This window comes from Wolbachia endosymbiont (group A) of Lypha dubia, from assembly GCF_964028575.1.
GTDB lineage: Bacteria > Pseudomonadota > Alphaproteobacteria > Rickettsiales > Anaplasmataceae > Wolbachia > Wolbachia pipientis.
Map to the genome: position 1 here is coordinate 368,966 of NZ_OZ034796.1, position 23,999 is coordinate 392,964.

Sequence of the window (23,999 nt, forward strand, 5' to 3'; positions counted from 1 at the left end):
TTTTATTTCAAAAAAGATCCCTAATATCATTTGACATTCCAGTTGCCATAAGCAAAAACAACACTAAAGCACCAAAAATAGCTGCATATTTTTGACATTTCAAGCTTAAATCCCTACGTATAACCGCTTCTATGATATAATGAAATAAATGCCCACCATCTAGCAGTGGTATTGGCAGCAAGTTAATTGCAGCTAAATTAGCTGAAATAATTGCCATGAAATACACAACCATAACGAACCCCTTTTTAGCTGATTGCCCTGAATACTTTGCGATTTTTATTGGCCCACCTATTTCATTGATACTCCTTTTACCAACAATAATGTGAAAGAGAGCTTTGATCGTTAAGCACATAGTGTGGTAAGTTTCACTTACTGATAAGCTCACAGCCCCAAGAAAAGACGACTGCTTTAATGTATTGACTGAAATAATCCCTATAGTTTCTCTTTCTATTGTGTTGCCAAAAACGTCTTTGTCCTTGATTATTAATGGAGTTAAACTGGTCCTGTGCTTCTCATTATTTCTGCTATACTCAATCTCCATTCTTATTTTAGGATTCGACATTATCACACGTGAAATATCTTCAAAGTATTTTATTTTATGCTCATTGATTTGTGTAATAGTGTCACCTGGCAACAAACCAGCTTGCTTAGCTGCACTACCTTCGATTACATTTTCAATCATCGGTGGAGTGCGATAATAACCTGCTATGCTAAAAAATATTGTAAAAGCTATAACAGCAAATACCATGTTTGCAAAAGGCCCTGCAAAAACTACTGCTGCTTTTTTATGACGCGGTTTTGTATGAAATGAATACAATTTTTCTTCTTCCGTTAATTCTTGTTGATCAGCTGGGACACTCGCTGCATTAGTATCTCCTAGCATTTTAACATAACCACCCAATGGAACAGCGCTTAATTTCCATCTAGTTCCAGACTTATCGTTAAAACCAAAAATTTCAGGACCAAAACCTATGGAAAAAGATTCAACTTTAACTTTGCATGCTTTGGCAACAACATAATGCCCATATTCATGCACGAATACTATGACAGAAATTATTAAAGAAAATGATAAAAAATAATATATTCCATCGCTAAATTGATGGATAAGATTAGAAATTAATTCCACCTGTATATTTAGATCTTAACAAAATGTTAAGTATATTAAAATGCGCCTCGCTTGACAAGTATTTAGTTTAACTTTTAAATTAAAAAAAGTTTAATTGTAATGACAGATACCTCACTACTCAGAAGAAAATTAATATATAGAAGCTGGCATAGGGGTTGCAAAGAAACCGATATACTTTTAGGGCATTTCGCATTGAAATATCTTGATAAATTTTCCTTAAGCGAACTAATCGAATACGAAAAAATAGTTGATCTTGATGATTACGAATTATATTGTTACATAACTCGTAAGACAAACCTCCCTCCTGGCTTGAATAGTCAGATAGTCAATTTAATTGCTTGCTTTATTGAAGCTAATCCTTTATGCACTCAAGATTAGTGATAATCTTATTTACCTTATCTAGTACCTCAGTATATTCTATTCTTTTCTCGTTTCTATACTTTTCGCGCTCTTGATTTATTTCATCTAATCGCTTTGTTAATTCTAAAATTTTATCCTCAAGAATTAGTGCTGCAAGTAAGAAATTTAATGCATCCGAACCCTTACCTCCAGTTTTTTGAGATACAGAACTAACTAACTTGTCAAAACTATTAGCAAGGCGTAATAAATGATTCCCCTTCCCACTTTCGCAAGATATTTTATATGTGTTATTACGTATAACTATTTCTACTACTTGCATATGGTGCTAAAAATTTCTATCGTACAGTATAAACTCAAACCCCTACTTTCATCTTATTTATGGTATAAATTTTTATTCATTTATCAAATCAGATAATTTTTTACTGCTACGAAAATATGTTTTAAAGTATTGATTCTTTGTAAACTTCTGTAACATTAAATGGCTTGTTTCTTTCAAGTTATAACTTCTAACTGAAAAAGAACCAAACCCCCTAATTTCAACTCTATTATGATGTTTCAATGTGGTTGAAAGTATCCCAAAAAATCTATCAACTATAGCTGCTATAACAATCTTATCTAAAAAAGGATGTCTTTTTGCTACCCTCGCTATTATATCAGACTTTGTTGCCATTTATATGAAGCCAAAATAAGTAAACCTTATCACTTAGCAGATAATGCTATGTTATATTCTTCAACACCCAATACTTCAACTTCTATTTTTTCTGATATAGAGAATTTTTTATTCTCTGGTAAATGCTCTTGATCTATTAGAAGGGTTACATCGTTCTCAACTTCAACGACTAGTCCATTATCTTCTCTCTTACCTACAATAACCTGTATTTTATCACCTACCTTAACTTTCTTTATCAGTTCTTCAAGAGGATCATACTCTATTTGTTTTATTCCAAGATAAATTCTTGCCCGATTCACGTTAGCCCTTATTACTTTTGCTTCTATTTTATCACCTACATTATACTTCTTTATCTCATCTGAACCATTTTTAGACCAACTAAAATCTTTCACATATATTGTCCCTTCTACGTTCTCATCTATTTCAGAATCACCGAAAGCAACAGATACATATGAGCCGGTATTATTCTTCACTTCACCAGAAACAATAGAACCAGGAGGATATTTATTGATAAATACTTGCCAAGGGTTGTCTACACACCTTTTCATGCTTAAACTCATCCTACTCTTAGCAATGTCAATACTGAGAATTTTTACATATACTTCTTGTCCCCTTGTTACGAGACTACTAACTGGTAAATTACTCTTAACCCAAGTTATTTCTGACGAGTGCACTAAACCTTCAATTCCAGGTCTAAGCTCAACAAATAATCCATAATCTTCTATGCTTGTTACATAACCCTTATGCACACTATCAACTGGATATTTTGACTCTGCATCTTGCCAAGGGCTATCTTCTAGCTGCTTCACACCCAAGGAAATTTTAGCATTTTCCTTATCTATTTTTATAATTTTAACTTTTATAGTCTGACCACAAGTAAAAACTGCAGACGGATGACTTACCCTACTCCAAGAGATATCTGTAATATGTAACAATCCATCTATAACTCCCACTACATCTGATTCATGAATACCGACAAATACACCGTAATGAGTGATACTTTTTATTTTCCCTTCTATTATATCGCCTTCATTTAAAGATTCTAAAAATTTAATTTTTTCACCAGCGTGCAATTTTTCTAACACCAGCTTTCTTGATACTACAATATTGCCCTGCTTCTTATCCATTTTAAGCACGATGAACTTTTGTTCAGTTTCAATAAGGTGCTTCGCATCTTTTACTTGCTTCAAATCCACATGACTCAGCGGTAAAAAAGCGCTTATTCCGTCACCAAGATCAACAATAAAGCCACATTTAATTGAGCGTTTAATAACTCCGCTTACTTCAGCCCTTGTAACTGTATCTTCTTCCAACTTATTCCATTTTTCGTCCCTAATTGCTTTTTCACGACTAAGAACAACATTACCATGATAATCTTCAATTCTTTCCACATAAACTCTGATTTTCGAGCCAATAATGACCTCATCATTACAACCGAGTTCCTTGATCAGAATTCTCCCGTCAGATTTTAAACCAATATCAACCACAACGTCGTTAGGGTTTATTCTTGTAATTACACCTTCTACCACATCTCCTTCTTTAATTTTGTTAACAAAAGAATCTTCAAACAAGGTATTATCTTGATCCTCAAATTGGCCTTGACATATCTCTTCTATAAATTTGTTTGATGATAGCTTTCTGATAGTAACCGGTAGATTTACGACTGGATTATTATTATTCATACCTTTAACTTAAACTTTATTAGAACTCATATATTATATAATATTAACAATTATTGACAAGTAATTTTTCATTAACTCATTTCGAGAATTGTTTAAGCTATATAAAATATAGTGAGAAAATTATATATGTATCAAGAATATGCTATTTAAGAATAGCAAGTGGATTAGATCGTTCTCCAGAAGGTCCAGGCTAAAACCTGATGTTGATGAAATATTGGAAAAATATTCTATTCAAAACAGCAAGGAATCTATAGAGAAAATTGTAAATTCACAAAAAAGAATATGGGTAGAAATAGGCTTTGGCAACGGTGAAAATATGCTTTACCAGGTGCTCAATGAACCTGATCTATTATTTATAGGATGTGAGCCCTACTTAAAGGGGGTTTCTCGCTTGCTAACAAACATAGAAATACAGAACATAAAAAATATTTTAATGTGGACAGAAGATGCAAGAGAATTGATTGCAAATTTTCCTGATAACAGTGTTGAAAGATTCTTTATTCTCTTTCCAGATCCATGGCCAAAAAGAAGTCACAATAAAAGACGATTAATTAATACGGAATTTTTAAATTTATTAGCAAAAAAAATACTTATAACAGGGGAAATATTCATTGCAACCGATCATCAGGACTATGCAGAGTGGATAGCATCACATATAAAGCAGTGTAACTCTTTAATCTATAGGGAAGACGATTTCACAAGTTATACTCTTACAAAATACCACAGAAGAGCGCTCAAAGATCAGCGTAAAGTGAGGTTCTTTAAAGTAAGTGTTATTAATAATTTGCAGACTATGGATCAATAGAGTTTTTGCATATCTCTTTTACGTTAACTATAGATTAAAAATAATAAAAAAAGAGGGAGAAATAGAGTAAATTCCTTTAACTACTTCTCCTTATGAAGGAATAGACTTCTTGCATAACCCAAACTAAGTAGGAAAAAGGTATCATCCAAGTAGCCCCTTTCTCGTCATGCCGCCGCGGCGCTAACACGTAGCGGGATGATGAGGCTTATCGTCATGCCACCGCGAACCGTCATACTGTCACGGTATCTCTTAGCCGCTAACAAGTAGCGGGATGACGGTTGTCAGGTTAGCTGTTATCCCAGTTTTTGACACTGGGATGACAACGAAGGGCTACTTGGATGACAGGGAAGGATGCTGGAATGAAGGTTTTTCAAATTGTCGATAAACCTAAATCTATAATAACTATTTGCCTTTTTTCTAGGTTATGCAAGAAGTCTACTGAATAACAGTAAGATTTTTCAATCCTGTTCCACAGCAAATTTTAGTGCCATGTGAGTAGTTATGGTGCTGTTAACAATCAAAATAACAAAAACTAAGATGGTGATTAGTAGTGTATAAATATTCAAGGATAAATTTTCAAATTGAGTTAGCATTTTAAAATACACAAAGGTTGGCATTATCATTGGCAAAACAAGAACTTGCGATACTCCTGATGCTAAGTTGTTTCGACCAATCATCAATGCATTTCCAGTAGCTGAAATATTAATGATTATCAGCGTATTAAATAATAAAGACACTCCAACTGCTATTGAGTGTTCAATACTATTGCCTAGAATTGCAAAGCTGAATATGGAAGAAATTACTGAAATCGGTAACCCAAATAATAACCAGTGAGCGAAAATTTTATAAGCAACTATAAGCCTAGAAGAGAGTGGCTGTACAAAGATTTGCTCTAATATTCCATCATGATAATCAGATGTAAACAAATTATTTGTAGAAATCTGCAAAACAAATGTAGCACATATCCATGTTAATGTTAACATAACTTCTTGTTTATTGTTGTTTTTAAGTGTAAATGAAGATAAACTTAACATTATGATAAAAATACATACTATATAGGTAAAGTTCTTATCATCTATTACTAATTTTTTTACTGAGTCGATCATACTAGGCTTTTAAATGTTTATTATAAATTATAGTGTTTACTTTGAGGTAGTATAATTTTTTGTTCATAAATTATATAGGTTTTATTATTTTTTTGATAATGCAATTATGGAAAAGTTACCAAAAATAAAGTCACCAGAAGATTACACTCCTTCAGAAGATGAAGAATATATGAGCGTAAAACAACTGGAATACTTCAGCTTAAAGTTACAATCAATACTCGCTGAGTTAGAGAAACAAGAACTAGAAGATAATAGTATTGATACATACTATTCTGATGAAGATAGTGGAAACGAGGAATTAATCAAGCGTCGAAAAGATAGAAAAGAAAAAATTAAGGAGGCGTTAGAAAAAATAAAATTAGGCACTTATGGTTACTGCGATGGAACAGGAGAAGAAATAGGAGTCGAAAGACTTAAAGCTAATCCGCTTGCTATATATTGTATTGAAGAGCAAGAGAGAGTAGAAAAAGAAAAGAACGTGTACAACATTAACGATTAATTTACACATAAGTGGTGAGCCCATTGGACTTCAAGAGGAGCAAGAGGCGCTGAAGTATGTTATGCTATAAAGAAAGTGGAAAATTGGACATTCTCAACTTGACTCCTGCAGATTAAAAATTAAGTTGTATCCGTTCAGGCAATGGCGTCAACTTAAGGAAAAATATCAGCGATAGTGTATAAAATTTCTCTCTAAATTTTTTATCATTAAATTATCCAAAGAGTGCAAGGGACAGCACTTTTGTTTCTGTTTTATTTCAACAAAGAAGTCTAAAATGTGTCCTTTTTAGGTGAAATATGCGTGCGCCAAGCAAAGTGCGTAAAGTCCAGTTGGTGAAAATCCAACCCAGGCAAAGCCTAGCCAGCAGGCTGGAACAAACCACTATGCTGCGTAAGGTAACGAGCGTAGTAAAGCTAGTGGAATGGACAACACAGGGTACAACGAAAGTGAAGGTATTGAGTCCCGAAATTCTCGATGTCATAGAGGTCGACACGTTGCATATAGTGGAAGACAGCAAGAAGGGTAACAATAGGGCAAGTTATCACTCACTCTATCGGGATCTGAGGCCGTATCACGTGTTGAGATGGAGTTTACGTAAACTTGGGAGATCCTTTGTATTCCTATTAAGGTACGTTGGAACAAGTCAACAAAGGCGAGTACTGACGGAAGATATAAAGGAAGTCGGACTGATTGATAGTACTCAGAGTGTGGGAAAGCCACATACAAGGGGAAGCGGTCAGCAATATAGTGACTGGTTTAGGAATTGCTATGCCAATACAACGGAGGTTGGAATAACGTGCAAAGAAAACTAAATCAGATAGCAGTAAGAGCCAGGCAAGATAAACGATTGAAATTTACATCGTTAATTCATCTGATAAACGCAGAGAATCTTGCTGAATGTTATAAAGAGCTAAAGCATAACAAAGCATGCGGTATAGACCAGGTGACAGTAGAAGCTTATGGAGAAAATCTTGAAGAGAAGCTCAACACTCTGGTGGATAGTATGAAAAGAAAGCGATATCAACCGCAACCAGTGAAAAGAGTATATATACCAAAAGCTGGAAGCAAAGAGAAACGCGGGCTTGGAGTACCGTCTACAGAAGATAAGTTAGTCCAGATAATGCTGAAGAAGATATTAGAAAATATTTATGAAGCTAACTTTCTGGATAACTCATATGGTTTTCGTCCTGGTAGAAGCTGTCATCAAGCGGTAAATGCACTAAATAAAGCAGTTATGTACAGACCAACTAACTATGTAGTAGAAGTTGATATCAAGAAATTCTTTGATAATGTCCAGCACAAATGGCTAATGAGATGCTTGAGAGAACGGATAACAGACCCAAACATACTGTGGTTAGTAAAACGATTTCTTAAGGCAGGAGTAGTCGAAGCAGGACATTATGAAGCAACTGAACTAGGCACACCTCAGGGGGGAATAGTAAGTCCTATACTAGCTAATATATACTTGCATTATGTGCTGGATTTGTGGTTTGAAAAGAAATTCAAGCTAAGATCTAAAGGTTATATGGAGCTAGTTAGGTATGCAGATGATCACCTGATTTGCTGCGAAAGAGAAAAAGATGCTAGAGAACTCTTAGAGTCACTGAAACAAAGGCTAGGAAAATTTGGACTGGAAATATCTGAAGACAAAACAAGAATAGTAAAGTTTGGCAAAAAGGAGTGGCAACAAGGAATAAGGGAGAAACGAAAAACGGAAAGTTTCAACTTTCTAGGATTCACCCATTATGGTACAAGGAGTCGTAAAGGTAGAGTAATGGTAGGTCATAAAACCTCGAAAGAAAATCTATCTAGAAAACTTAAAGAAATCAAAGAATGGGTGAAAAAGATCCGAAATAAAGTTCACCTTAAAGATTGGTGGTCAATACTTAAAGCAAAACTAACAGGACACTATAACTACTTCGGAGTTAGCGGAAATTACCGGTGGTTGAATAAATTCTTCTGGCGGGTAATCAAGCTAGCGTATAAATGGATAAACCGACGTAGTCAGAAGAAGAGTATGAATTCAAAGCAATTTATACACTATCTACAAGTTAATCCATTACCAAAACCAAGAATATGCTACTCATTATATACAAAATAGGAAATGCTGTGAATACTACATTGTGGAGCCGTGTGCGGGAAAGCTGCAAGCACGGTTCTGGTGGGGGAGTCATAGCGATAAAACTTAATCAGGAGGATTTAAAACTATGACTTCTACCAAACAAAAAGGAAAAAACCTTATTCTACAAATTAAAAATATAATATACTCGAAAACTTTTCAGAAAATCCATTGTGTTGAGTTTTACACGAACAAGCTTTTTCGACAGTATTTTCTATGATTTTAAAGTTAGTTAAAAAAAGTTTGGGAATAGAATGTGAACTTATGGAGCCATTGACATGTACCCTCAAAGCAAGCTTTTTCTAAAGCAAGATATAAGATTTGCCATACAGGCTTTCAAGAATTTAAGCATCCAAACAGCCTATCAGGATGAACCTGAGTTGGAGAGGCTATAGACTTATTGCAGCAGATGGTTCTGGTATGAGATTACCCAGCTCTGGGGAAATTGTATCCGAGTTTGAACCAAATGGAACAACAGGCACCATTGGCAATTTGTTTGTTGATTTGTGTACTTCGCTGATTTGTAGTGCTCGTCTTGCAGCTTGGAATATAGGTGAACAAACGTTGGCGGCAGAGCAATTACCCGAAGTTATCACTCAAATGCGTTTATTAAATCAAGAGAAATTATTATTTATCTATGATCGTCTTCAGTAAAATTCATTCAGCAGCATTATGATTTGGAAGTAGATTTTATTTTTCGCTTGCAAAAAAGAAATTATAGTAAGCTATGGGAACGCTGGCGAATTAGATTTTGATTTTATATTAGAAAATGAAAAGCTAAAAAATAAAATGAAAGGACAGAAAGTAAGAGTTATAGTGCTGACATTAGCCAACTGAGAAACAGAGTTTTTGACCGAGACTTTGGAGCAAAGCTTATGTGTTAAGGTGGCACATAGAGGGGTGCTATAAACGACTCAAAGTAGGAGCAGAGTTAGAGAATTTTTCTGGAGAGGCTGTATTACAAGAATTTTGGGCAAACTTGGTCATGTGCAATATATTATCGCTTCATATATGTGATGCACAAGGGCCTTGGAACCCAGATCAAATTACTGAGTATCGTTTAAATTTTTCAGTTTTATTTAGTGTAATGAGACAGAAACTCTATCAGGTACTTATTGCGCCAAAAAACTTTCAAGCCCTTTTTAAGTATACGCGCTAAAGTTAAAATCCGACCGGGACAGCCGCAATAAAGTAGATAAGCCTAAACGCCATCATGTCTTTAGGAGAGTTTGCTAATGAAAGTTCTTAAGTTGACGTCATTGACTGTTCCGATTCGTTATATGACATAAGAGCATCATATATTTCATGCAATGTATTTGAGATGTTTTTTTCCATATGTTGATTAATATGCCCATATATTGTCGTCTCTTCCGAACACTCTGTATCTTTATGTATATGATTTTGTTGCTTTAATCCTTCTCTATCTACACTCTCTATTTGCTCTGACACTAGCATAACTACCTCATATTTTACATAACGAAATAAAAAAATTCTAACTGTAGTATGCTTATATAATCTACGAAGTCAATAGTTAAATTGAAAAGTTTCGGTTATAATTTACTTCATATAGAACATGCCCTTGAATTATGCTAAAAATCGCCATAGTAGGCCTACCAAATGCTGGAAAATCGACCCTATTCAACAGATTAGTAGGAAGAAAAGCAGCAGTAGTGAGTAACATTCCAGGAGTGACAAGGGATAGGCGAGAGGGAATGGGGAGAATTAGCGATTTGGAGTTTAAAGTTATAGATACAGGAGGATGGAACGACCAAACTAGTTTTTCACTGCAAGTTATTGAGCAAATAGAGTTTTCTTTATCCAGTTCAAACATAATTTTCTTTCTTGTTGACGCAAAAGTGCAAAATGAGCGAAATAAAGAGTTTGCAAAGTGGCTGAAGAGAAAAATAAATAAACCTGTGATACTGATAGCAAATAAATGCGAGAGTCATAAATCCGAAAATGTTGATTATTTGCAGTTTTTTGATTTTCTTGGCCCGGTGTATATCTCTGCCGAGCATAATCTTGGCATGGTTGATCTTTATGATGCATTAGCTGGTGTTATTGAAAATTTTAACGAGAACACTGAGTTACCTAACAATGAACTGAGTAGGCTGAGGATCGCGATCATCGGCCGTCCGAATGTTGGAAAATCAACTTTTTTAAATGGTTTACTTGCAGAAAACAGACTAATAACAAGTTCAGAGCCAGGTACCACACGTGATTCTGTGGATATTACATATGATCATGATGGAGAGTTAATTACTCTAATTGACACTGCCGGAATCCGCAGAAAGGCGAATGTTGTAGATGGCTTAGAATCAAGATTTGTTGAGAAAAGCATGGAATCAATCAAGCGCTCTCATGTGGTAGTTTTAATGCTAGACTCCCTAGTTGGTATTGAGCAGCAGGATTTATCAATTGGTGAAGCTGCAATTAAGGGAGGGAAAGGGATTATTGTTGTTTTAAATAAGTGGGATTTAATAGGTAAGGATGACAGAAGCAGGTTAATAAAATTTGTCAAACAACAGGAAGTAACTAGGTTATTCTTGGAAGTGCCAACTATAACAATTTCTGCGTTAAAAGGCATGCGCTGCGGTGATGTGATAGATAAGTGTCTTGAAGTGAGTGAATCCTTGAACAAGAAGATCAGCACTGCAAAACTGAATAAGTGGCTCATAGATGCTGTAGGAAAACATTCTCACCCTCTTGTAAAAGGCAAAGCAGTTAAAATGAAGTATATCGCTCAAATTGGTACTAAACCTCCAGCTTTTTCTTTGATATGTAACATACCTGAAAGTGTTGATGAAAGTTACAAACGCTATTTAATTAACGATCTCAGAAAAAATTTCTTTGCAGACGGTGTGCCAGTTAGATTGCTTTTGAAAAAAAATAAAAATCCCTATGTAAAATGAATACTCTGCTTTATACTTTCAGGGATAATTTACTTAAAGTTATGTGTAATAATTCCAGAATTCCTGCAATCTTTCTGCTGTCGAGTGCCGCTGCTCTAATTTTTGCATATGTGCTAGAATATTTTTTCAACATGCTGCCATGCAAGTTATGTACATACGAGCGAATAGTTTACTATATCGCCGGATTACTTGCAGTAGCGTGCATGCTTAAAGACAACAAAATTCTAATCTATGCAATGTTTTGCAGCTACCTCATAGGTGCAGTAATATCTTTTTATCATATAGGTCTTGAACTCCACTTATTTCATGATGTTTTAGGTTGTACAGAGCAAGCAAGTGGTAACGTTAGTATAGAAGAGCTCAGAAATAATCTACTAAATCCTAATTACTCTCCATCTTGTGACAGACCTCATTACGTTCTAGGTGTTTCCTTAGCAACATGGAATCTAATTTATCTCATAGTAGCTCTGTTCGTATCAGGTAAGGTGTATTGTGGAGAAAGAAAGAAATCTAAATAATTTAAGGTACAGCAACAATCAGTTCTTGCAACAGGCAATTAGAGTAGATCACGCTGGAGAATATGGAGCTATTTGCATTTATTCTGGTCAAAAATTTATTCTTAAGAAATCTTCTATAATCAATGAAATAATTGAAATGGAAGAGCAGGAAAAAAAGCATTTTCACTATTTTAATGAGAAAATCAAAGAGCAAAAAGTTCGTCCTACTGTTTTGTTGCCTGTTTGGCGTGTTTTAGGAGTGTCGCTTGGCGTTGCAACTGCCATTATGGGCAAAAAAGCTGCTATGGCTTGCACTGCTGCAGTTGAAGAAGTTATCGGGGAGCACTACAAAGAGCAAGTTTCACATTTAGAAGATGGGGAATTAAGAGAAACTATAAGTAAATTTCGCGACGAGGAGTTAGAGCACAAAGATATTGCAATTCAGCACAATGCTGAAAGCGCATTTGGCTACAACATTTTATCATCATTCATAAAAACAGGCTGCAAAACTGCTATTTACTTGTCTAAGTTAATTTAACTAAGCAACTTTCTTAAAGTGTTTTAAATGTTCTGATAACAACAGAAACCAGGAAGGAATTCAAGTGTAACAATTATTTTATAACTATATTTACATATCACCATTATTAATAAATAATTAGTATTTGTAAATTAAATACATCTAAAGTATAGACTGCAAAGGAGGCAAAAGTGCGTTTTAATTTAGAAGAGGGAAATGCTCTTATGTAATACCTGCCACAGGTTCACAACTGTACGAACATTCATTTTTGAAGGTAAATTGCACAGCAAATGGTGTCATTCCAGTCTGGAATCCAGAAATTTTGCTTATAACTGAGCTGATAAGCTAAAGGTAATTGTCTTACACTAAAACAAACGTTTTTAATTAAGTTGCATAGAACCAGTGTCTGGGCACTGGGATGACACCCCACTGGTGGTCCAAACTACAACGTTCGTACAGTTGTGGATTCCAGACTGGGATGACACCCTACTGATGGGCCCAAATCACAATGTTCGTACAGTTGTGGGTCAGGCTATAGGATGACAGAAGTTGACTTTATTAGCTATAGGTGGTATGACACTTAGTCAATTTAAGTAAGCAGATGATCTTAGCTACAAAAGTATTTTTTACCTCATTTGTTTTTGGGTTTATTCTTTTTCCCTATTTTATAAAGCTTCTAAAAAAAATAAGCAAAGATGGGCAACCAATTAGATCATGTGGACCAGAAAGTCATTTAATAACAAAAAAGAATGTACCACCTATGGGCGGAATAATAATACTGATTTCTTCTTTATTACCAATTTTACTCTGGGCTCAGTTAACACCAGAAATTTTGCTGCTGATATTGATAACTCTATTTTTTGCTCTACTTGGATTTATTGATGATTATTTAAAATTGAAGACAAATCACTATCGAGGTTTAAGTGCAAAAACCAAAATACTTATTCAGTTTATTGTTGCTCTGGTTGGTGTGTTTATACTTAAGCTATACTCTGCTGAATGTTTTACAAAAACGTCCCTATTTAAAGGAGTAATAATAGATTTTGGCTATCTATATGTTCCGTTTGCTGCGTTTGTAATTGTCGGCTCTTCTAATGCTGTGAATCTCACAGATGGTTTGGATGGCCTTGCTGCAACTCAAGTTATCACTTCCTTTGCTTTTTTGGGGCTAATTGCATATATAACTCAGGCAGATATGAATATTACTTTATTCTGCATTGCATTTATAGGAGCTATTCTAAGTTTCTTGTGGTTTAACACACATCCAGCAAAAATATTTATGGGTGATGTTGGTAGCTTGTCGGTAGGTGCGGCTTTAGGGTTAACTAGTGTCCTAATTAAAAGAGAAATGCTTTTTGCCATTATTGGAATAATCTTTGTAATAGAGACTCTATCTGTTATTATTCAGATATCATATTTTAAATATACAAAGTTTAAATATGGAGAAGGAAAAAGAGTTTTTCTTATGGCACCAATACATCATCACTTTGAGAAGAAGGGATGGTCAGAAAATACAATCGTTATGAAATTTTGGATAATTTCTATTATCTGTTCAGTTTTTACTATAACTTTCTTATTATAAAAACCTATGAAATACCCAGACTTTACATTAGAAAATAAATTATCAGGAGTGATAGCAGGAGTGGATGAAGTTGGAAGAGGTCCGCTAGCTGGTCCAGTAATATCCGCAGCCGTAGTGTTTATTGATAGAAATACAATTATTGATGGAATCAACGACTCGAAAAAGTTGACTCCTCAATGTAGGCAAGTCCTATATGAAAAAATAATATCCGTTGCAAAATTTGGTATAGGAATGGCAAGCGTAGAAGAAATAAATTCATACAATATCTTGCAAGCAACAAAACTTTCAATGAAACGTGCGTTGATAGACTTGGACCTAGAATTAGATTATGTGCTAGTTGATGGTAATCAACCACCTGAAGTGAAATGGCAAGTGAAATCCATAGTAAATGGTGATAATTTGAGTACATCAATTGCAGCAGCTTCAATCGTTGCAAAAGTTACGAGAGATCGGCTTATGCAAGAATTGCACAATAAGCATCCTGAATATAATTGGTATAAAAATAAAGGATATGGGACAAAAGAGCACCTTAACGCTATTGGCCTTTATGGAATTACAGAACATCATAGAAAAAATTTTGCACCCATATCTCGGGCATTATAGCCTTTACCCTTTTTTGAAAGGTATGGTTTCATTAAATAGGCAAACTGTACTCGATCCATTCCTTAAGGTAAACACTGAACTTACCCTTTCGATTATCAGGTAGTTATCAACTGTACGGAAATTTACTAAAGACTCATATCCTGCAGAATCAACCATAAAAACTGCCGGAAAATCAGAGTTTATTTTATTGAATTGTAGATATGTAAATTTTCCGTCATCAAAAACCTTAATTGGTATTATTGACTGACTACCTTTGACGTGCGAGATGGAATAATTAAAATTTAATCCCTTCTTTACAACTTCAATATCATTGATATCAGGAATAATGGTATGACTAGCTTGTTCGAAGATATCACCGTTATTTGTTGTGTAAATCTCATCACTGCTAAATAGTGGATAAAGAAACCTTACTTCATATGCTAATCTTGGATCATCTAGTCCAGTTGCTTCTTCAGCATGAAGTTCAAAGTAATAAACTCTTTTATTGGTAATTATAGTTGCATTAGTATCGGCAATATCATCTATAGGCTTAATAAACAATCTATTACCTTGAGGAAGGAGTTGCCAACCAGTTGAATCACCCATTGAAAGGTTTTGTATTACCTCCCCTGGTTCAAACAATATACTGGACTGATAACCATAAAAACCCGTATACTTATGTATAGCTTGTGGGTTATAATTTATCACCTTTATGTGATTATCTCCAGCTATTGAACGTGGCTCCTGTTTTGCAAGTGCATCACTACCACAGAGGAACAACAGTACGGCAAACAGTAAACCAATCATAATATCAAAATAAATTAATTTTCATTTTATCATTGATAGACATGCACTGCAACTATTAAGGCACTTTCTATACTATAAACCCCAAAGCAAGCGGTAGAAAAGGCAAGAAATAAGGCAAACTCCTTAAATACTTTAGAACTACAGGAGGCTTTACCTGAACGGATATACTTGGAATCCTGCCATTTTCACTTTGTAAACATACCAAGAATTCTGTCCATTATTCCACCCATATTTGCTTCAGCTTGAGTATACTCTATTTTACCACCATGCAAGATTAGTTTAATATCTGATCCAGGTGATATATTAACAAATTTACTGCCAACAACTCCACTGCTAGTGATCAGAGCTGAACTATCAATTGGCAATTTTATGTCTTTGCTTATACACATATCGATTCGTGCTACGTAGGTAGCTTTGTCAAGTGATACACCAGTTATGCTTCCAACATCTACACCAGAGATCTTGACACTATCACCAACTCCTATACCGTTAGCGTTAGCAAAAAGACCATATATTTTATAGCAATCCTTATAGTTTTTCTTTATGTAAGATAGCTTATCAATAGCAAAGAAAATCAGAAAAATAGTAAAAATTAATACAAATAATCCAGCGGTTATTTCAAGTATATTTGACCTTCGCATCTTTAGTTATCAGGACTCCAGCTTTTATAGTAATTTTTCACTTTTTGGTTTGGATAGTATGCATCTTTTGTACCCGTTAAATTAGGAGTATGTTTTACTTTTCTTTTTTTATTATTAACTGGTACTACATTATCAGTATAGTGAAGCCATATATGCCATTCCGGAGGCACTGTTGTAGGCTCAGAGACACTGCTATACATAACCCACCTTTTTCCTTTACTTGATTCATAGTAAGAATTTCCATTTTCATCTCTTCCTACAAATTTATCTTCTCTTCGTAATAGGCGTTTTATTGCGTTACAAATTTTAGATAACATAAGGGTATTAAAACAAAAAGTATTATATATACTAATACTTTAACGATATATTAACAACAATTTAATGCAATTACCAATTTTACAAGTTATTATCCCAATAATTGCATCAATGTTTTGCTTTCTTGCCAAGAAACACAAGGTATCTTGGTTTATTTCTTTTATTGCAACAACAATCACTCTTATCATTTCATCAATACTACTCATTAAAACATATAAAGGCGAAATTATAACTTATCACCTTGGGGATTGGGCTCCCCCGTACGGCATAGAGTTAAGAATCGACGTGTTGAACTCCTTGATTCTAACTTTGGTGAATTTTATAGCGCTGATTAGCGTGCTTTATAGCTTTTATATTAACGAAAAAGAAATTAGCAAAAACAAAATCACTGGTTTTTACTCTCTATTTCTACTGTGCTTAAGCGGACTGTTCGGGATTCTAGTAACAAACGACATATTTAACCTTTACGTTTTCTTGGAAATTTCATCTCTTTCTTCTTATGTATTAGTTTCAATGGGAAGGGATAAAAAAGCCTTGGTTGCAGCATTTGAATATCTAATTAGTGGAACAATAGGTGCAACATTTTATTTATTTGGCATCGGGCTCTTGTATTCAATGACTGGAACGCTCAATATGTCTGACATGGCTGAAAGAATAGTTCCATTATACGATAACAACATCATAAAACTTGGCACGTTGTTCATTTTTGTTGGTCTCTCAATCAAAATGGCACTGTTTCCATTAAGCAGGTGGCTGGTTAATGCATATAGTGAGGCGCCAAGTTTCATTAGCATATTCTTTTCAGGCACAGTGACAAAAGTGATGATATATGTTTTCATCAGAATCTTTTATACTGTTTTTCATCAAAATTTTTTCTTGTTTAAGCCGCTACTGGACAATGTGATAATTATCCTCGCACTTTGCGCTATTGTATTTGGGTCGATATTTGCAATAACCGCAAAAGACATAAAAAGACTGCTTGCTCACTCTAGTATTAGCCAAATTGGTTATATAATTTTAGCACTGAGTTTTAACTCAAAAACAGGTGTATTTGCAGCAATTCTTCACATAGTAAACCACAGCATAATAAAAACATCTTTATTTATGGCTGCAGGATGTATTTCTTACAAATTTGATACAACAAAAATAGAGAATTTATCGGGACTCAAGAAATCAATGCCTTATACAGCACTTGCGTTCACTCTACTCAGTTTAGCATTAATCGGTGTGCCTTTAACAAATGGCTTTGTAAGCAAGTGGTATATAATGAAAGCAATTATCGAATCTCGCGCGTGGATTTCCCTGATAGCTTTTGCTGCCGGTTCTTTTCTTGCACTAATATACATGTGGAAGATGGTAGAGAAAATGTATTTTGAAAATGATGCAACGTCACGCACTAGAATGACACTAGGCAAAATTAATGATGTGCCATTTCCTATGCTTTTCTGTCTATTGTTTATGGCAGCTTTAACAGTAGTAACTGGAATATATAGCACTCCAATTCGGTTAGTAGTTGAGAAGTTGGTTTTTTGATTTTTATCTTTGTTTCATATTTTACTATACTTTAAGGTTATAAGGTCTTTATTGTGGGTAGGCTGAAGAAGATTCATTGGTTATTAGTCATTAACGTGATAGCGCTGTTTTGCGTTGGCATTGTTGTTCAATACTCTTCTGCTGGAGGAAAGTGGGTGCCATTTGCGATTCACCAACTGGTCATATTTTCCTTCTTTTTCCTACTCGCTATAGCTATGTCATTCATAGAGCTAGATTTTTATTTGAAGTACGCCTACTTTTTTTATATAGCAGCAGCGATTTCACTATTAGCAGTAAATTTTTTTGGCTCACACATAATGGGTGCAACAAGGTGGATAAGAATTGGATCAATTAGTTTGCAACCATCAGAATTTGCAAAAGTAGGCTTAATACTTGCGCTTGCTCGCTATTTTGATAAGCAGAGTATGTATAAAATGATGGAATTTAAAAGATTGCTTAAGGCACTTATAATTATTTTCTTACCCGTGTTCTTGGTGTTAAAGCAACCTAATTTAGGCACAGCTATGATAATGTTATTTATAGGGATATCAATTATATTCACAACAATAATAAAAAGATCTCATTCAGTAATATGTGGAACTCTTGGCATTTTTGCAGTACCGGCTATTTGGCCTTTTTTACGTCCTTATCACAAGCAAAGGATATTGTCATTTTTGGATTCATCAGTGGATCCACTTGGAATAGGTTATAATGCGCAGCAATCTCAAATAGCTATTGGTTCAGGAGGTTTGCTTGGTAAGGGCTTTGTTAACGGAAGTCAAACTCAACTTGGATTTTTGCCGGAGAAACGTACAGATTTTGCTTTTGCAGTGCTGAGTGAGGAATGGGGATTTTTAGGTAGCATGACTTTAATTTTACTCTATACTACATTGCTTGCTATAATGCTCTCTATTGCTTATAGGTCAAAAAATTATTTTTCTAAGTCGTTATCTATCGGCATTTTTGCCTTTTTTAGTGCTCATTTCTTTATAAACATCGGAATGACAATGGGCCTCTTACCTGTAATAGGCGACCCATTGCCATTTCTGTCCTATGGAGGAAGTACAACTGCTGCAAGCTTAATATGTATAGGACTATTGCTAGCAATAAAAGCAGATGAACAACAAAATACTTGTATTTTACCTATGCTAAAGTAAAATTTAACTTTACTTAATAGTTTTTATGCTAGATGAAATGCGTGAGGAGTGTGGGGTATTTGGCATAAGTTGCAACCAAAGTGCTGCTTTTAACTCTATACTTGCTCTCCACGCTTTGCAGCATAGAGGTCAAGAGTCTTTTGGTGTAGTAACCAGTAACAACGATAAGCTGCACTCTTATCACTTTCAAGGTCAAGTGAGCAGCGTATTTGATGATGTAGATGAAATAAAGAAATCCTTACCTGGAGACTGTGCAATAGGTCATGTTCGATACTCAACAAGTGGTAGTAAATTTGGAGTGCAGCCCATGTTTGGCAAAAGTGGCAAATTTGGGGATTTCGCCATAGCACATAATGGTAATTTAATTAATATTTCTCCAATACGCGAACAATTAATTAAACAAGAGTGCGTTTTTCAGTCAGATATTGATACAGAAGTAGTAGTGCATCTGACAGCAAGCGGTGAAAAAGATAGCTTTTTAGAGAGTTTTATATATGCATTAAAGCAAATACAAGGTGCTTATTCTTTTGTGGCAATCAATCAAGAAGTAGTTATTGGAGTACGTGATCCATCTGGAATCAGGCCTCTTGTTTTAGGGAAGTTAAACGGTTCTTATGTTCTTGCATCTGAAACTTGTGCTCTTGATATAGTAAATGCAGAGTTTGTTAGAGAAATAAAACCAGGTGAGTTAGTCACCATTGATCGAAATGGTAATCTAGCTTCAGCATTTCCTTTCCCACAGCAAAAATCAAGTTTTTGTATTTTTGAATACGTTTATTTTTCAAGACCAGACAGCATAATGGAGAATAGGTCCATATATGATATAAGAAAAGAAATAGGAAGAATACTTGCAGAAGAGAGCCCACCAAAAAACAATATGGATATGGTTGTACCAATACCTGATTCTGGAATACCTGCAGCTATTGGATATGCAAAGCATTCAGGATTACCTATGGAACTGGGAATAATTCGTAATCATTACATAGGAAGAACTTTTATACAACCAACCGCTGAAGTACGTAAAGTTAGAATAAAATTAAAATTCAATGCTAATAAGCACACTTTGAAAGGTAAAAACATAATTTTAATAGATGATAGTATAGTGCGTGGTAGTACGTTAACAAATATAATAGTTATGTTAAAGGATGCAGGAGTAAAAGAGATTCACCTCAAAATTTCAAGCCCACCAATTAAGCATTCTTGTTTTTATGGAATAGATACGCCAGAGTGCAAAGATTTAATTGCTGCAAATAAATCTGTAGAGGAAATTAAGGAAGTTATAGGAGTAGATAGCCTAGCCTTCTTGAGTATTGATGGACTATATCAGGCTGTTAAAGCAGAAAAGCGTAACAATGCTACACCACAATATTGTGATGCTTGTTTCACTGGTGATTATCCGATTGGCAAATAGTCTACGCAAGGTCTTAAGTTTAGAAAATCTTAAACCGCCAAAATTTCTCTTGGCCTTTACTAATTCCGATTCTCGGAGTGCAAATATAATCTGGTTTGAGGTGGGATTCATAAACACAAAATTCGTGGCTTATAGTAAGGTCCTGTTTGTTATGTTCTTTTGTAATATTTAATCTTTTGCACAATATTCCTGGTCCACCTAAATTTGCTTCAAGTGGTTCAATAAGCTTTAATCCCCGTATTAACACTGCTGCTGGGAACCCTTCTGTTTCTGTTACAATATTTAAACAGTAATACATTCCATATATAAAATACACGTATGAAAACCCCGGCATACCAAACATTACTGAGGTTCGGTTAGTATAGCCTCTTGCCGCGTGACAAGCTGGGTCATTCATTCCTATATAGGCTTCAACTTCGGTTATTATTCCACTAAAGTTAGAAAATTTGAGGACTTTTCCCAATAACTCTCCAGCTACAGTTAAGGTCGGCCGCTCGTAGAAATTTCTTGGCAGTATTGTGCTACCCATTTTTTATTTTTGTTCTGAGGTTCTATATAGAGTTCAGTTTAAGAATTTCTGGATCCCAGTGTCAAGCACTGGGATGACAAGAAGGGGAGCTACTTGAATGACAAGAAAATGGTACTGGCATAATAAGAAAGAAACATTGAGATGGTGAAAGAGAGAATATATGCAAGCAGTCACCCATAGGGTAGCGCGTGACGCTGGAATCCAGTTTTCTCCTATTACCCAAACCATAGCTTAATTAGTTAGAATAGCATAACTAGCGAGTACGAAATGGAGAAGTTTTAATTTGAACTACAGTTTCAGTGCTATTTAACACATATGCCTTCATACAAAAAGATGCCAGTATATGATATTATGCCAATCAATATATATATAATTGAATTATGGTAGAAAAGCTCTCTAATATTAAAGGCTCAAATACTCCTTTGCTTGATCGGTTAGAACGCGCCCTCTTGGTGTGCGCTTTACAAAACTAATTTTGATTAAATAAGGTTCTACTGTTTCTTCAATATTGCCAACATCCTCAGATAGTGCAATAGATATAGTGTCAATTCCAACAGGTCCTGAGGTGTTGAATAAAAATCTTAGATAATTCATATCAAGTTTATTGAGTCCCATTTTATCTACACCCAATTTTAGTAATACAGAATCAGCGACTTCATAAGTGATTTTTTTATCATCTTTCACTTCAACAAAATCCCTTATTCTCCTCAGTAACCTCAGAGCAATTCTTGGAGTGCCGCGCGCACGGTAGGCAATTTCCCGCGCAGCACCCTCTTCAATTTCAGCAGAAAGAACTCTTGCGCCTCTTTTTATAATATTAACCAGTTCTTCAAAAGAATAAAACTCAAGATGCAAAGGAATGCCAAAACGATCTCTGAGTGGCGCAGAAAGTAATCCAAGCCGCGTTGTTGCTCCAATTAGCGTAAATGGTGGTAGATCTATCCTTAAAGTGCGAGTAGATGGACCTTCACCTACTAATATGTCCAGGCAAAAATCTTCCATAGCAGTATATAAAACTTCTTCGATGCTGCGATTTAATCTATGAATTTCGTCGATAAATAGAACATCTTTTGCATTTAAAGTGGTAAGCACTGCGGCCAAATCTCCAGCTTTACTAAGTAAAGGACCAGAAGTTGCGCGAAAGCTAACTCTTAATTCTTTAGAAACAATTTGTGCTAAAGTTGTTTTGCCAAGCCCTGGAGGACCATATAATAAAACGTGATCTAAGGCTTCAGTTCTCGTCTGTGCAGCGTTTATAAACACTTTTAAATTTTGTATTAAGTCTTTTTGCCCGACAAAATCGTCAAGTTGTTCAGGTCTGATGTTGATATTGCGCACATCTTCAGTATATTCTTTACCGCACGATATTGATTTCATAATGTTGAGAGCTCCTTAAGCGCTATGCGAATAATATCCTTAGTGTCCAGATTTGGCCTGTATTTTTTTATCGTATCATAAGCTTTCATTTTTTCATATCCAAGATTGATCAATGCTGAAAGGGCATCTTCATTAATTGGATTAAAGTTATTGTTATTTATTTCTAGTTTACTCACTTTGCCACTCAATTCAGTGATGATTCGATTTATGAGTTTCAGGCCAAGTCCGCTCATCTTGAGTGCTACTTTATCTTCATTCATAATTGCCAAAAATAGCTGTTCTGGAGTTAATTTGCCCAAAATTGACATTGCAGTTTTATAGCTAACGCCGCTTACTTTAACTAGCAACCTCAAGCACTGCTGTTCTTCTTCGCTTATAAAACCATATAGCTGAGTAGTGTTTTCTCTGTTATTTGCATAGGTTTCGATAAGTAATTTGACTCTGCTTCCGGTGGAACATGCATTTAAAGTTTTGGCAGAAAGGTGCACCATATAGCCAACATCATTCACATTCAGGATTATGTGATCACTGCGCACTTCATCAACTATTCCGCTTAGATTTCCTATCATTTTTAACACTATATAGAGTTCAGTTTAAATACTCCCGGATCTTAGGTCAAGCAAACGAACATTATAACAGGGAAACGTGGCTAAAAAACCACTTGACAAACTCCGCCAGCGCCCTTATCATGAGACTGAAGCTATTTATTTATCTTCTCTGTACAGATTAAATGACAAAAAAACTCAACGTATCTGGCGTCTCATGTTTAATTTTTTGCACTATGTGCACTCTATGTCTTTATCAAATTTCTGGGTTTTTACCTACACAAGCTGAAATACGCTTATAAAGCATTTAAAACATTAAAAAACGCCAACTTAAAAAATGGATAGTGAATAACTAGCTACCCTAGGGTTTCTTTTGCCTTTTTTTCTGTTTAGTAAATTTCTTAACGTTTATAATTTAGATTAGTTGCGGCTTAAAAGCAACTGAATCGCGGTTATTAAATGTTTAGAATAAAAAAACGCCATACTTGAAAGTATAATGTAAGTAACTAGCCAACCACGGGGCTTCTTTTGCCTTTTTTTCATTTGGTAAATTTCTTAATGTTTGTAGCTAAACGACAACCGTTATCCCGCTGCTTGTTAGCGGGATCTATGCTAAGAGATACCGCGGATGAATCGCGCGGTATGACGGTTCGTGGTGGCATCTCGTCATCCCGCTACGTGTTAGCGGCTAAGAGATACCGCGGCGGTATGACGTCTTAGCCATAGATTACCTGATCTCACCATCTTTCCGGTTGTTTTATACATAATTCTCGGATTTTGAAAGTTCACTTTGAATAAATTGCTCATATTCTTTATCCTCTAGTTCTTCAAAAATCTCAGGATAATGTTTACTGGAACGAGTAATTATTGAAATTAGCTCTTGCTTTGTTTTTCTTAGTAAAACCTTTCAAAGAGAGTCTGTTCATCTGGGCGCGCAGACGATCGATACTCCTTTCTATCAAGTGCAACCAAAGCAAAACCTGTTGCAGCCATATGCTTACATGGACCATAATACACAAATGCAGGACAGGAACATGTTCCACTCAAAAGAGGACCATCGTGCTTTAGTGTTACTCGATATACATTTGATCCAACTACCTTTGATTTAGCTTGAGATTCATTAACAGATATAATCTGTACCTTTCTTTTGTCAAAATAATCCCTTCCTCTGGAGCGGTAGGGTTCTTTGATAAGACCTGTGATATCTTTATAATACAGTCTCATTTT

At 35.1% G+C, this 23,999-nt stretch carries 26 protein-coding genes and 1 pseudogene; 13 read left to right on the forward strand and 14 right to left on the reverse strand.

All coding sequences use genetic code 11. The annotated features are described in order from the left end of the window. Positions 1-7: 7 nt before the first annotated feature. On the reverse strand, positions 8-1,126 hold the full coding sequence (rseP, locus tag ABWU72_RS01950) for an RIP metalloprotease RseP (RefSeq protein WP_353283830.1): 1,119 nt from the start codon (positions 1,124-1,126) through the stop codon (positions 8-10). A gap of 99 nt (positions 1,127-1,225) precedes the next feature. Here rseP and ABWU72_RS01955 point away from each other — a divergent pair, with 99 nt between their 5' ends. Then, positions 1,226-1,504 carry a succinate dehydrogenase assembly factor 2 gene (locus ABWU72_RS01955; RefSeq protein ID WP_006279484.1) on the forward strand — a complete coding sequence of 93 codons (279 nt, stop codon included), beginning with the start codon at positions 1,226-1,228 and terminating at the stop codon, positions 1,502-1,504. Here the strand turns inward: ABWU72_RS01955 and ABWU72_RS01960 are convergent. From ABWU72_RS01960 to ABWU72_RS01970, 3 genes are all read right to left on the reverse strand, one after another. Next, on the reverse strand, positions 1,479-1,805 hold the full coding sequence (locus tag ABWU72_RS01960; RefSeq protein WP_353283831.1) for a cell division protein ZapA: 327 nt from the start codon (positions 1,803-1,805) through the stop codon (positions 1,479-1,481). The genes ABWU72_RS01955 and ABWU72_RS01960 overlap by 26 nt on opposite strands. 72 nt (positions 1,806-1,877) lie before the next feature. After that, positions 1,878-2,156, reverse strand: coding sequence for an HU family DNA-binding protein (locus ABWU72_RS01965; RefSeq protein WP_353283832.1), 279 nt, complete (start codon positions 2,154-2,156; stop codon positions 1,878-1,880). Positions 2,157-2,185: 29 nt separating this feature from the next. Next, the gene (locus tag ABWU72_RS01970; RefSeq protein WP_012673366.1) at positions 2,186-3,838 is read right to left on the reverse strand and encodes a 30S ribosomal protein S1; all 1,653 of its coding nucleotides are present in this window, start codon (positions 3,836-3,838) and stop codon (positions 2,186-2,188) included. A gap of 139 nt (positions 3,839-3,977) precedes the next feature. On the opposite strand from ABWU72_RS01970, the gene trmB reads away from it, so the two are divergent. Then, on the forward strand, positions 3,978-4,643 hold the full coding sequence (trmB, locus tag ABWU72_RS01975) for a tRNA (guanosine(46)-N7)-methyltransferase TrmB (protein ID WP_012673367.1): 666 nt from the start codon (positions 3,978-3,980) through the stop codon (positions 4,641-4,643). 458 nt (positions 4,644-5,101) lie between these two features. Here the strand turns inward: trmB and ABWU72_RS01980 are convergent, their stop codons facing one another. After that, a complete protein-coding gene (locus ABWU72_RS01980; RefSeq protein ID WP_353283833.1) occupies positions 5,102-5,749 on the reverse strand; it encodes a heme exporter protein CcmB in 648 nt (215 codons plus the stop codon). A 106-nt stretch (positions 5,750-5,855) separates the two neighbouring features. Here ABWU72_RS01980 and ABWU72_RS01985 point away from each other — a divergent pair, with 106 nt between their 5' ends. The 3 genes and pseudogenes from ABWU72_RS01985 (at position 5,856) to ABWU72_RS01995 (ending at position 9,603) form a co-directional block, all read left to right on the forward strand. Next, positions 5,856-6,248, forward strand: coding sequence for a TraR/DksA family transcriptional regulator (locus tag ABWU72_RS01985; protein ID WP_010963040.1), 393 nt, complete (start codon positions 5,856-5,858; stop codon positions 6,246-6,248). 796 nt (positions 6,249-7,044) lie between these two features. Continuing rightward, positions 7,045-8,349 (forward strand): group II intron reverse transcriptase/maturase, encoded by a 1,305-nt coding sequence (ltrA, locus tag ABWU72_RS01990; protein WP_017531706.1) that lies wholly within the window; start codon positions 7,045-7,047, stop codon positions 8,347-8,349. Between the two features lie 106 nt (positions 8,350-8,455). Beyond that, positions 8,456-9,603: pseudogene (locus ABWU72_RS01995) on the forward strand (transposase). 9 nt (positions 9,604-9,612) lie between these two features. On the opposite strand, the gene ABWU72_RS02000 reads toward ABWU72_RS01995, so the two are convergent. Continuing rightward, complete coding sequence (locus ABWU72_RS02000; protein ID WP_155969249.1) at positions 9,613-9,822, reverse strand: hypothetical protein; 210 nt, start codon at positions 9,820-9,822, stop codon at positions 9,613-9,615. Between the two features lie 131 nt (positions 9,823-9,953). Here ABWU72_RS02000 and der point away from each other — a divergent pair, with 131 nt between their 5' ends. Then, positions 9,954-11,279, forward strand: coding sequence for a ribosome biogenesis GTPase Der (gene der, locus ABWU72_RS02005; RefSeq protein ID WP_012673406.1), 1,326 nt, complete (start codon positions 9,954-9,956; stop codon positions 11,277-11,279). A gap of 10 nt (positions 11,280-11,289) precedes the next feature. Here the strand turns inward: der and ABWU72_RS02010 are convergent, their stop codons facing one another. Continuing rightward, positions 11,290-11,412: a hypothetical protein gene (locus tag ABWU72_RS02010; RefSeq protein WP_255511218.1), complete on the reverse strand. Its 123-nt coding sequence runs from the start codon at positions 11,410-11,412 to the stop codon at positions 11,290-11,292. Between ABWU72_RS02010 and ABWU72_RS02015 the strand changes: the two genes are divergently transcribed. The 4 genes from ABWU72_RS02015 (at position 11,378) to ABWU72_RS02030 (ending at position 14,478) form a co-directional block, all read left to right on the forward strand. Then, complete coding sequence (locus ABWU72_RS02015) at positions 11,378-11,797, forward strand: disulfide bond formation protein B (RefSeq protein ID WP_320109778.1); 420 nt, start codon at positions 11,378-11,380, stop codon at positions 11,795-11,797. The two genes, ABWU72_RS02010 and ABWU72_RS02015, sit on opposite strands and share 35 nt — an antisense overlap. Beyond that, positions 11,772-12,314 carry a demethoxyubiquinone hydroxylase family protein gene (locus tag ABWU72_RS02020; RefSeq protein ID WP_006279362.1) on the forward strand — a complete coding sequence of 181 codons (543 nt, stop codon included), beginning with the start codon at positions 11,772-11,774 and terminating at the stop codon, positions 12,312-12,314. Before ABWU72_RS02015 ends, ABWU72_RS02020 begins: the two co-directional genes overlap by 26 nt. A 580-nt stretch (positions 12,315-12,894) precedes the next feature. Beyond that, entirely contained in the window at positions 12,895-13,875 is a 981-nt protein-coding gene (gene mraY / locus ABWU72_RS02025; RefSeq protein ID WP_155969251.1) for a phospho-N-acetylmuramoyl-pentapeptide-transferase, read from the forward strand. Between the two features lie 6 nt (positions 13,876-13,881). After that, positions 13,882-14,478 carry a ribonuclease HII gene (locus tag ABWU72_RS02030; protein WP_015589381.1) on the forward strand — a complete coding sequence of 199 codons (597 nt, stop codon included), beginning with the start codon at positions 13,882-13,884 and terminating at the stop codon, positions 14,476-14,478. A gap of 3 nt (positions 14,479-14,481) precedes the next feature. On the opposite strand, the gene virB9 is transcribed toward ABWU72_RS02030, so the two are convergent. The 3 genes from virB9 to ABWU72_RS02045 all read right to left on the reverse strand — a co-directional run bounded on the left by virB9 (position 14,482) and on the right by ABWU72_RS02045 (position 16,222). After that, a complete protein-coding gene (gene virB9, locus ABWU72_RS02035; protein ID WP_010082330.1) occupies positions 14,482-15,264 on the reverse strand; it encodes a P-type conjugative transfer protein VirB9 in 783 nt (260 codons plus the stop codon). A gap of 185 nt (positions 15,265-15,449) precedes the next feature. Beyond that, positions 15,450-15,905, reverse strand: a complete 456-nt coding sequence (mlaD, locus tag ABWU72_RS02040; RefSeq protein WP_007548591.1) for an outer membrane lipid asymmetry maintenance protein MlaD — start codon at positions 15,903-15,905, stop codon at positions 15,450-15,452. A gap of 2 nt (positions 15,906-15,907) precedes the next feature. Then, entirely contained in the window at positions 15,908-16,222 is a 315-nt protein-coding gene (locus ABWU72_RS02045) for an NADH-ubiquinone oxidoreductase subunit NDUFA12 family protein (RefSeq protein ID WP_007548590.1), read from the reverse strand. Positions 16,223-16,286: 64 nt separating this feature from the next. On the opposite strand from ABWU72_RS02045, the gene ABWU72_RS02050 reads away from it, so the two are divergent. Genes ABWU72_RS02050 through purF form a run of 3 tightly spaced genes read left to right on the forward strand, consistent with a single transcriptional unit; the run spans position 16,287 to position 20,321 of the window. Next, on the forward strand, positions 16,287-17,753 hold the full coding sequence (locus ABWU72_RS02050) for a proton-conducting transporter membrane subunit (protein WP_155969254.1): 1,467 nt from the start codon (positions 16,287-16,289) through the stop codon (positions 17,751-17,753). Between the two features lie 53 nt (positions 17,754-17,806). Further along, positions 17,807-18,910 (forward strand): rod shape-determining protein RodA, encoded by a 1,104-nt coding sequence (gene rodA / locus ABWU72_RS02055; RefSeq protein ID WP_353283834.1) that lies wholly within the window; start codon positions 17,807-17,809, stop codon positions 18,908-18,910. Positions 18,911-18,935: 25 nt separating this feature from the next. Further along, complete coding sequence (gene purF, locus ABWU72_RS02060) at positions 18,936-20,321, forward strand: amidophosphoribosyltransferase (RefSeq protein ID WP_155969258.1); 1,386 nt, start codon at positions 18,936-18,938, stop codon at positions 20,319-20,321. A 19-nt stretch (positions 20,322-20,340) separates the two neighbouring features. Here purF and ABWU72_RS02065 read toward each other — a convergent pair whose 3' ends face one another. The 4 genes from ABWU72_RS02065 to ABWU72_RS02080 all read right to left on the reverse strand — a co-directional run bounded on the left by ABWU72_RS02065 (position 20,341) and on the right by ABWU72_RS02080 (position 23,996). Then, on the reverse strand, positions 20,341-20,850 hold the full coding sequence (locus tag ABWU72_RS02065) for a DNA-3-methyladenine glycosylase (protein ID WP_155969260.1): 510 nt from the start codon (positions 20,848-20,850) through the stop codon (positions 20,341-20,343). Positions 20,851-21,252: 402 nt separating this feature from the next. Further along, entirely contained in the window at positions 21,253-22,227 is a 975-nt protein-coding gene (gene ruvB, locus ABWU72_RS02070; RefSeq protein WP_155969262.1) for a Holliday junction branch migration DNA helicase RuvB, read from the reverse strand. Continuing rightward, positions 22,224-22,796 (reverse strand): Holliday junction branch migration protein RuvA, encoded by a 573-nt coding sequence (gene ruvA / locus ABWU72_RS02075; protein ID WP_353283835.1) that lies wholly within the window; start codon positions 22,794-22,796, stop codon positions 22,224-22,226. Before ruvA ends, ruvB begins: the two co-directional genes overlap by 4 nt. A gap of 870 nt (positions 22,797-23,666) precedes the next feature. Next, a complete protein-coding gene (locus ABWU72_RS02080; RefSeq protein ID WP_007548583.1) occupies positions 23,667-23,996 on the reverse strand; it encodes an SWIM zinc finger domain-containing protein in 330 nt (109 codons plus the stop codon). Between the last annotated feature and the right edge of the window lie 3 nt (positions 23,997-23,999).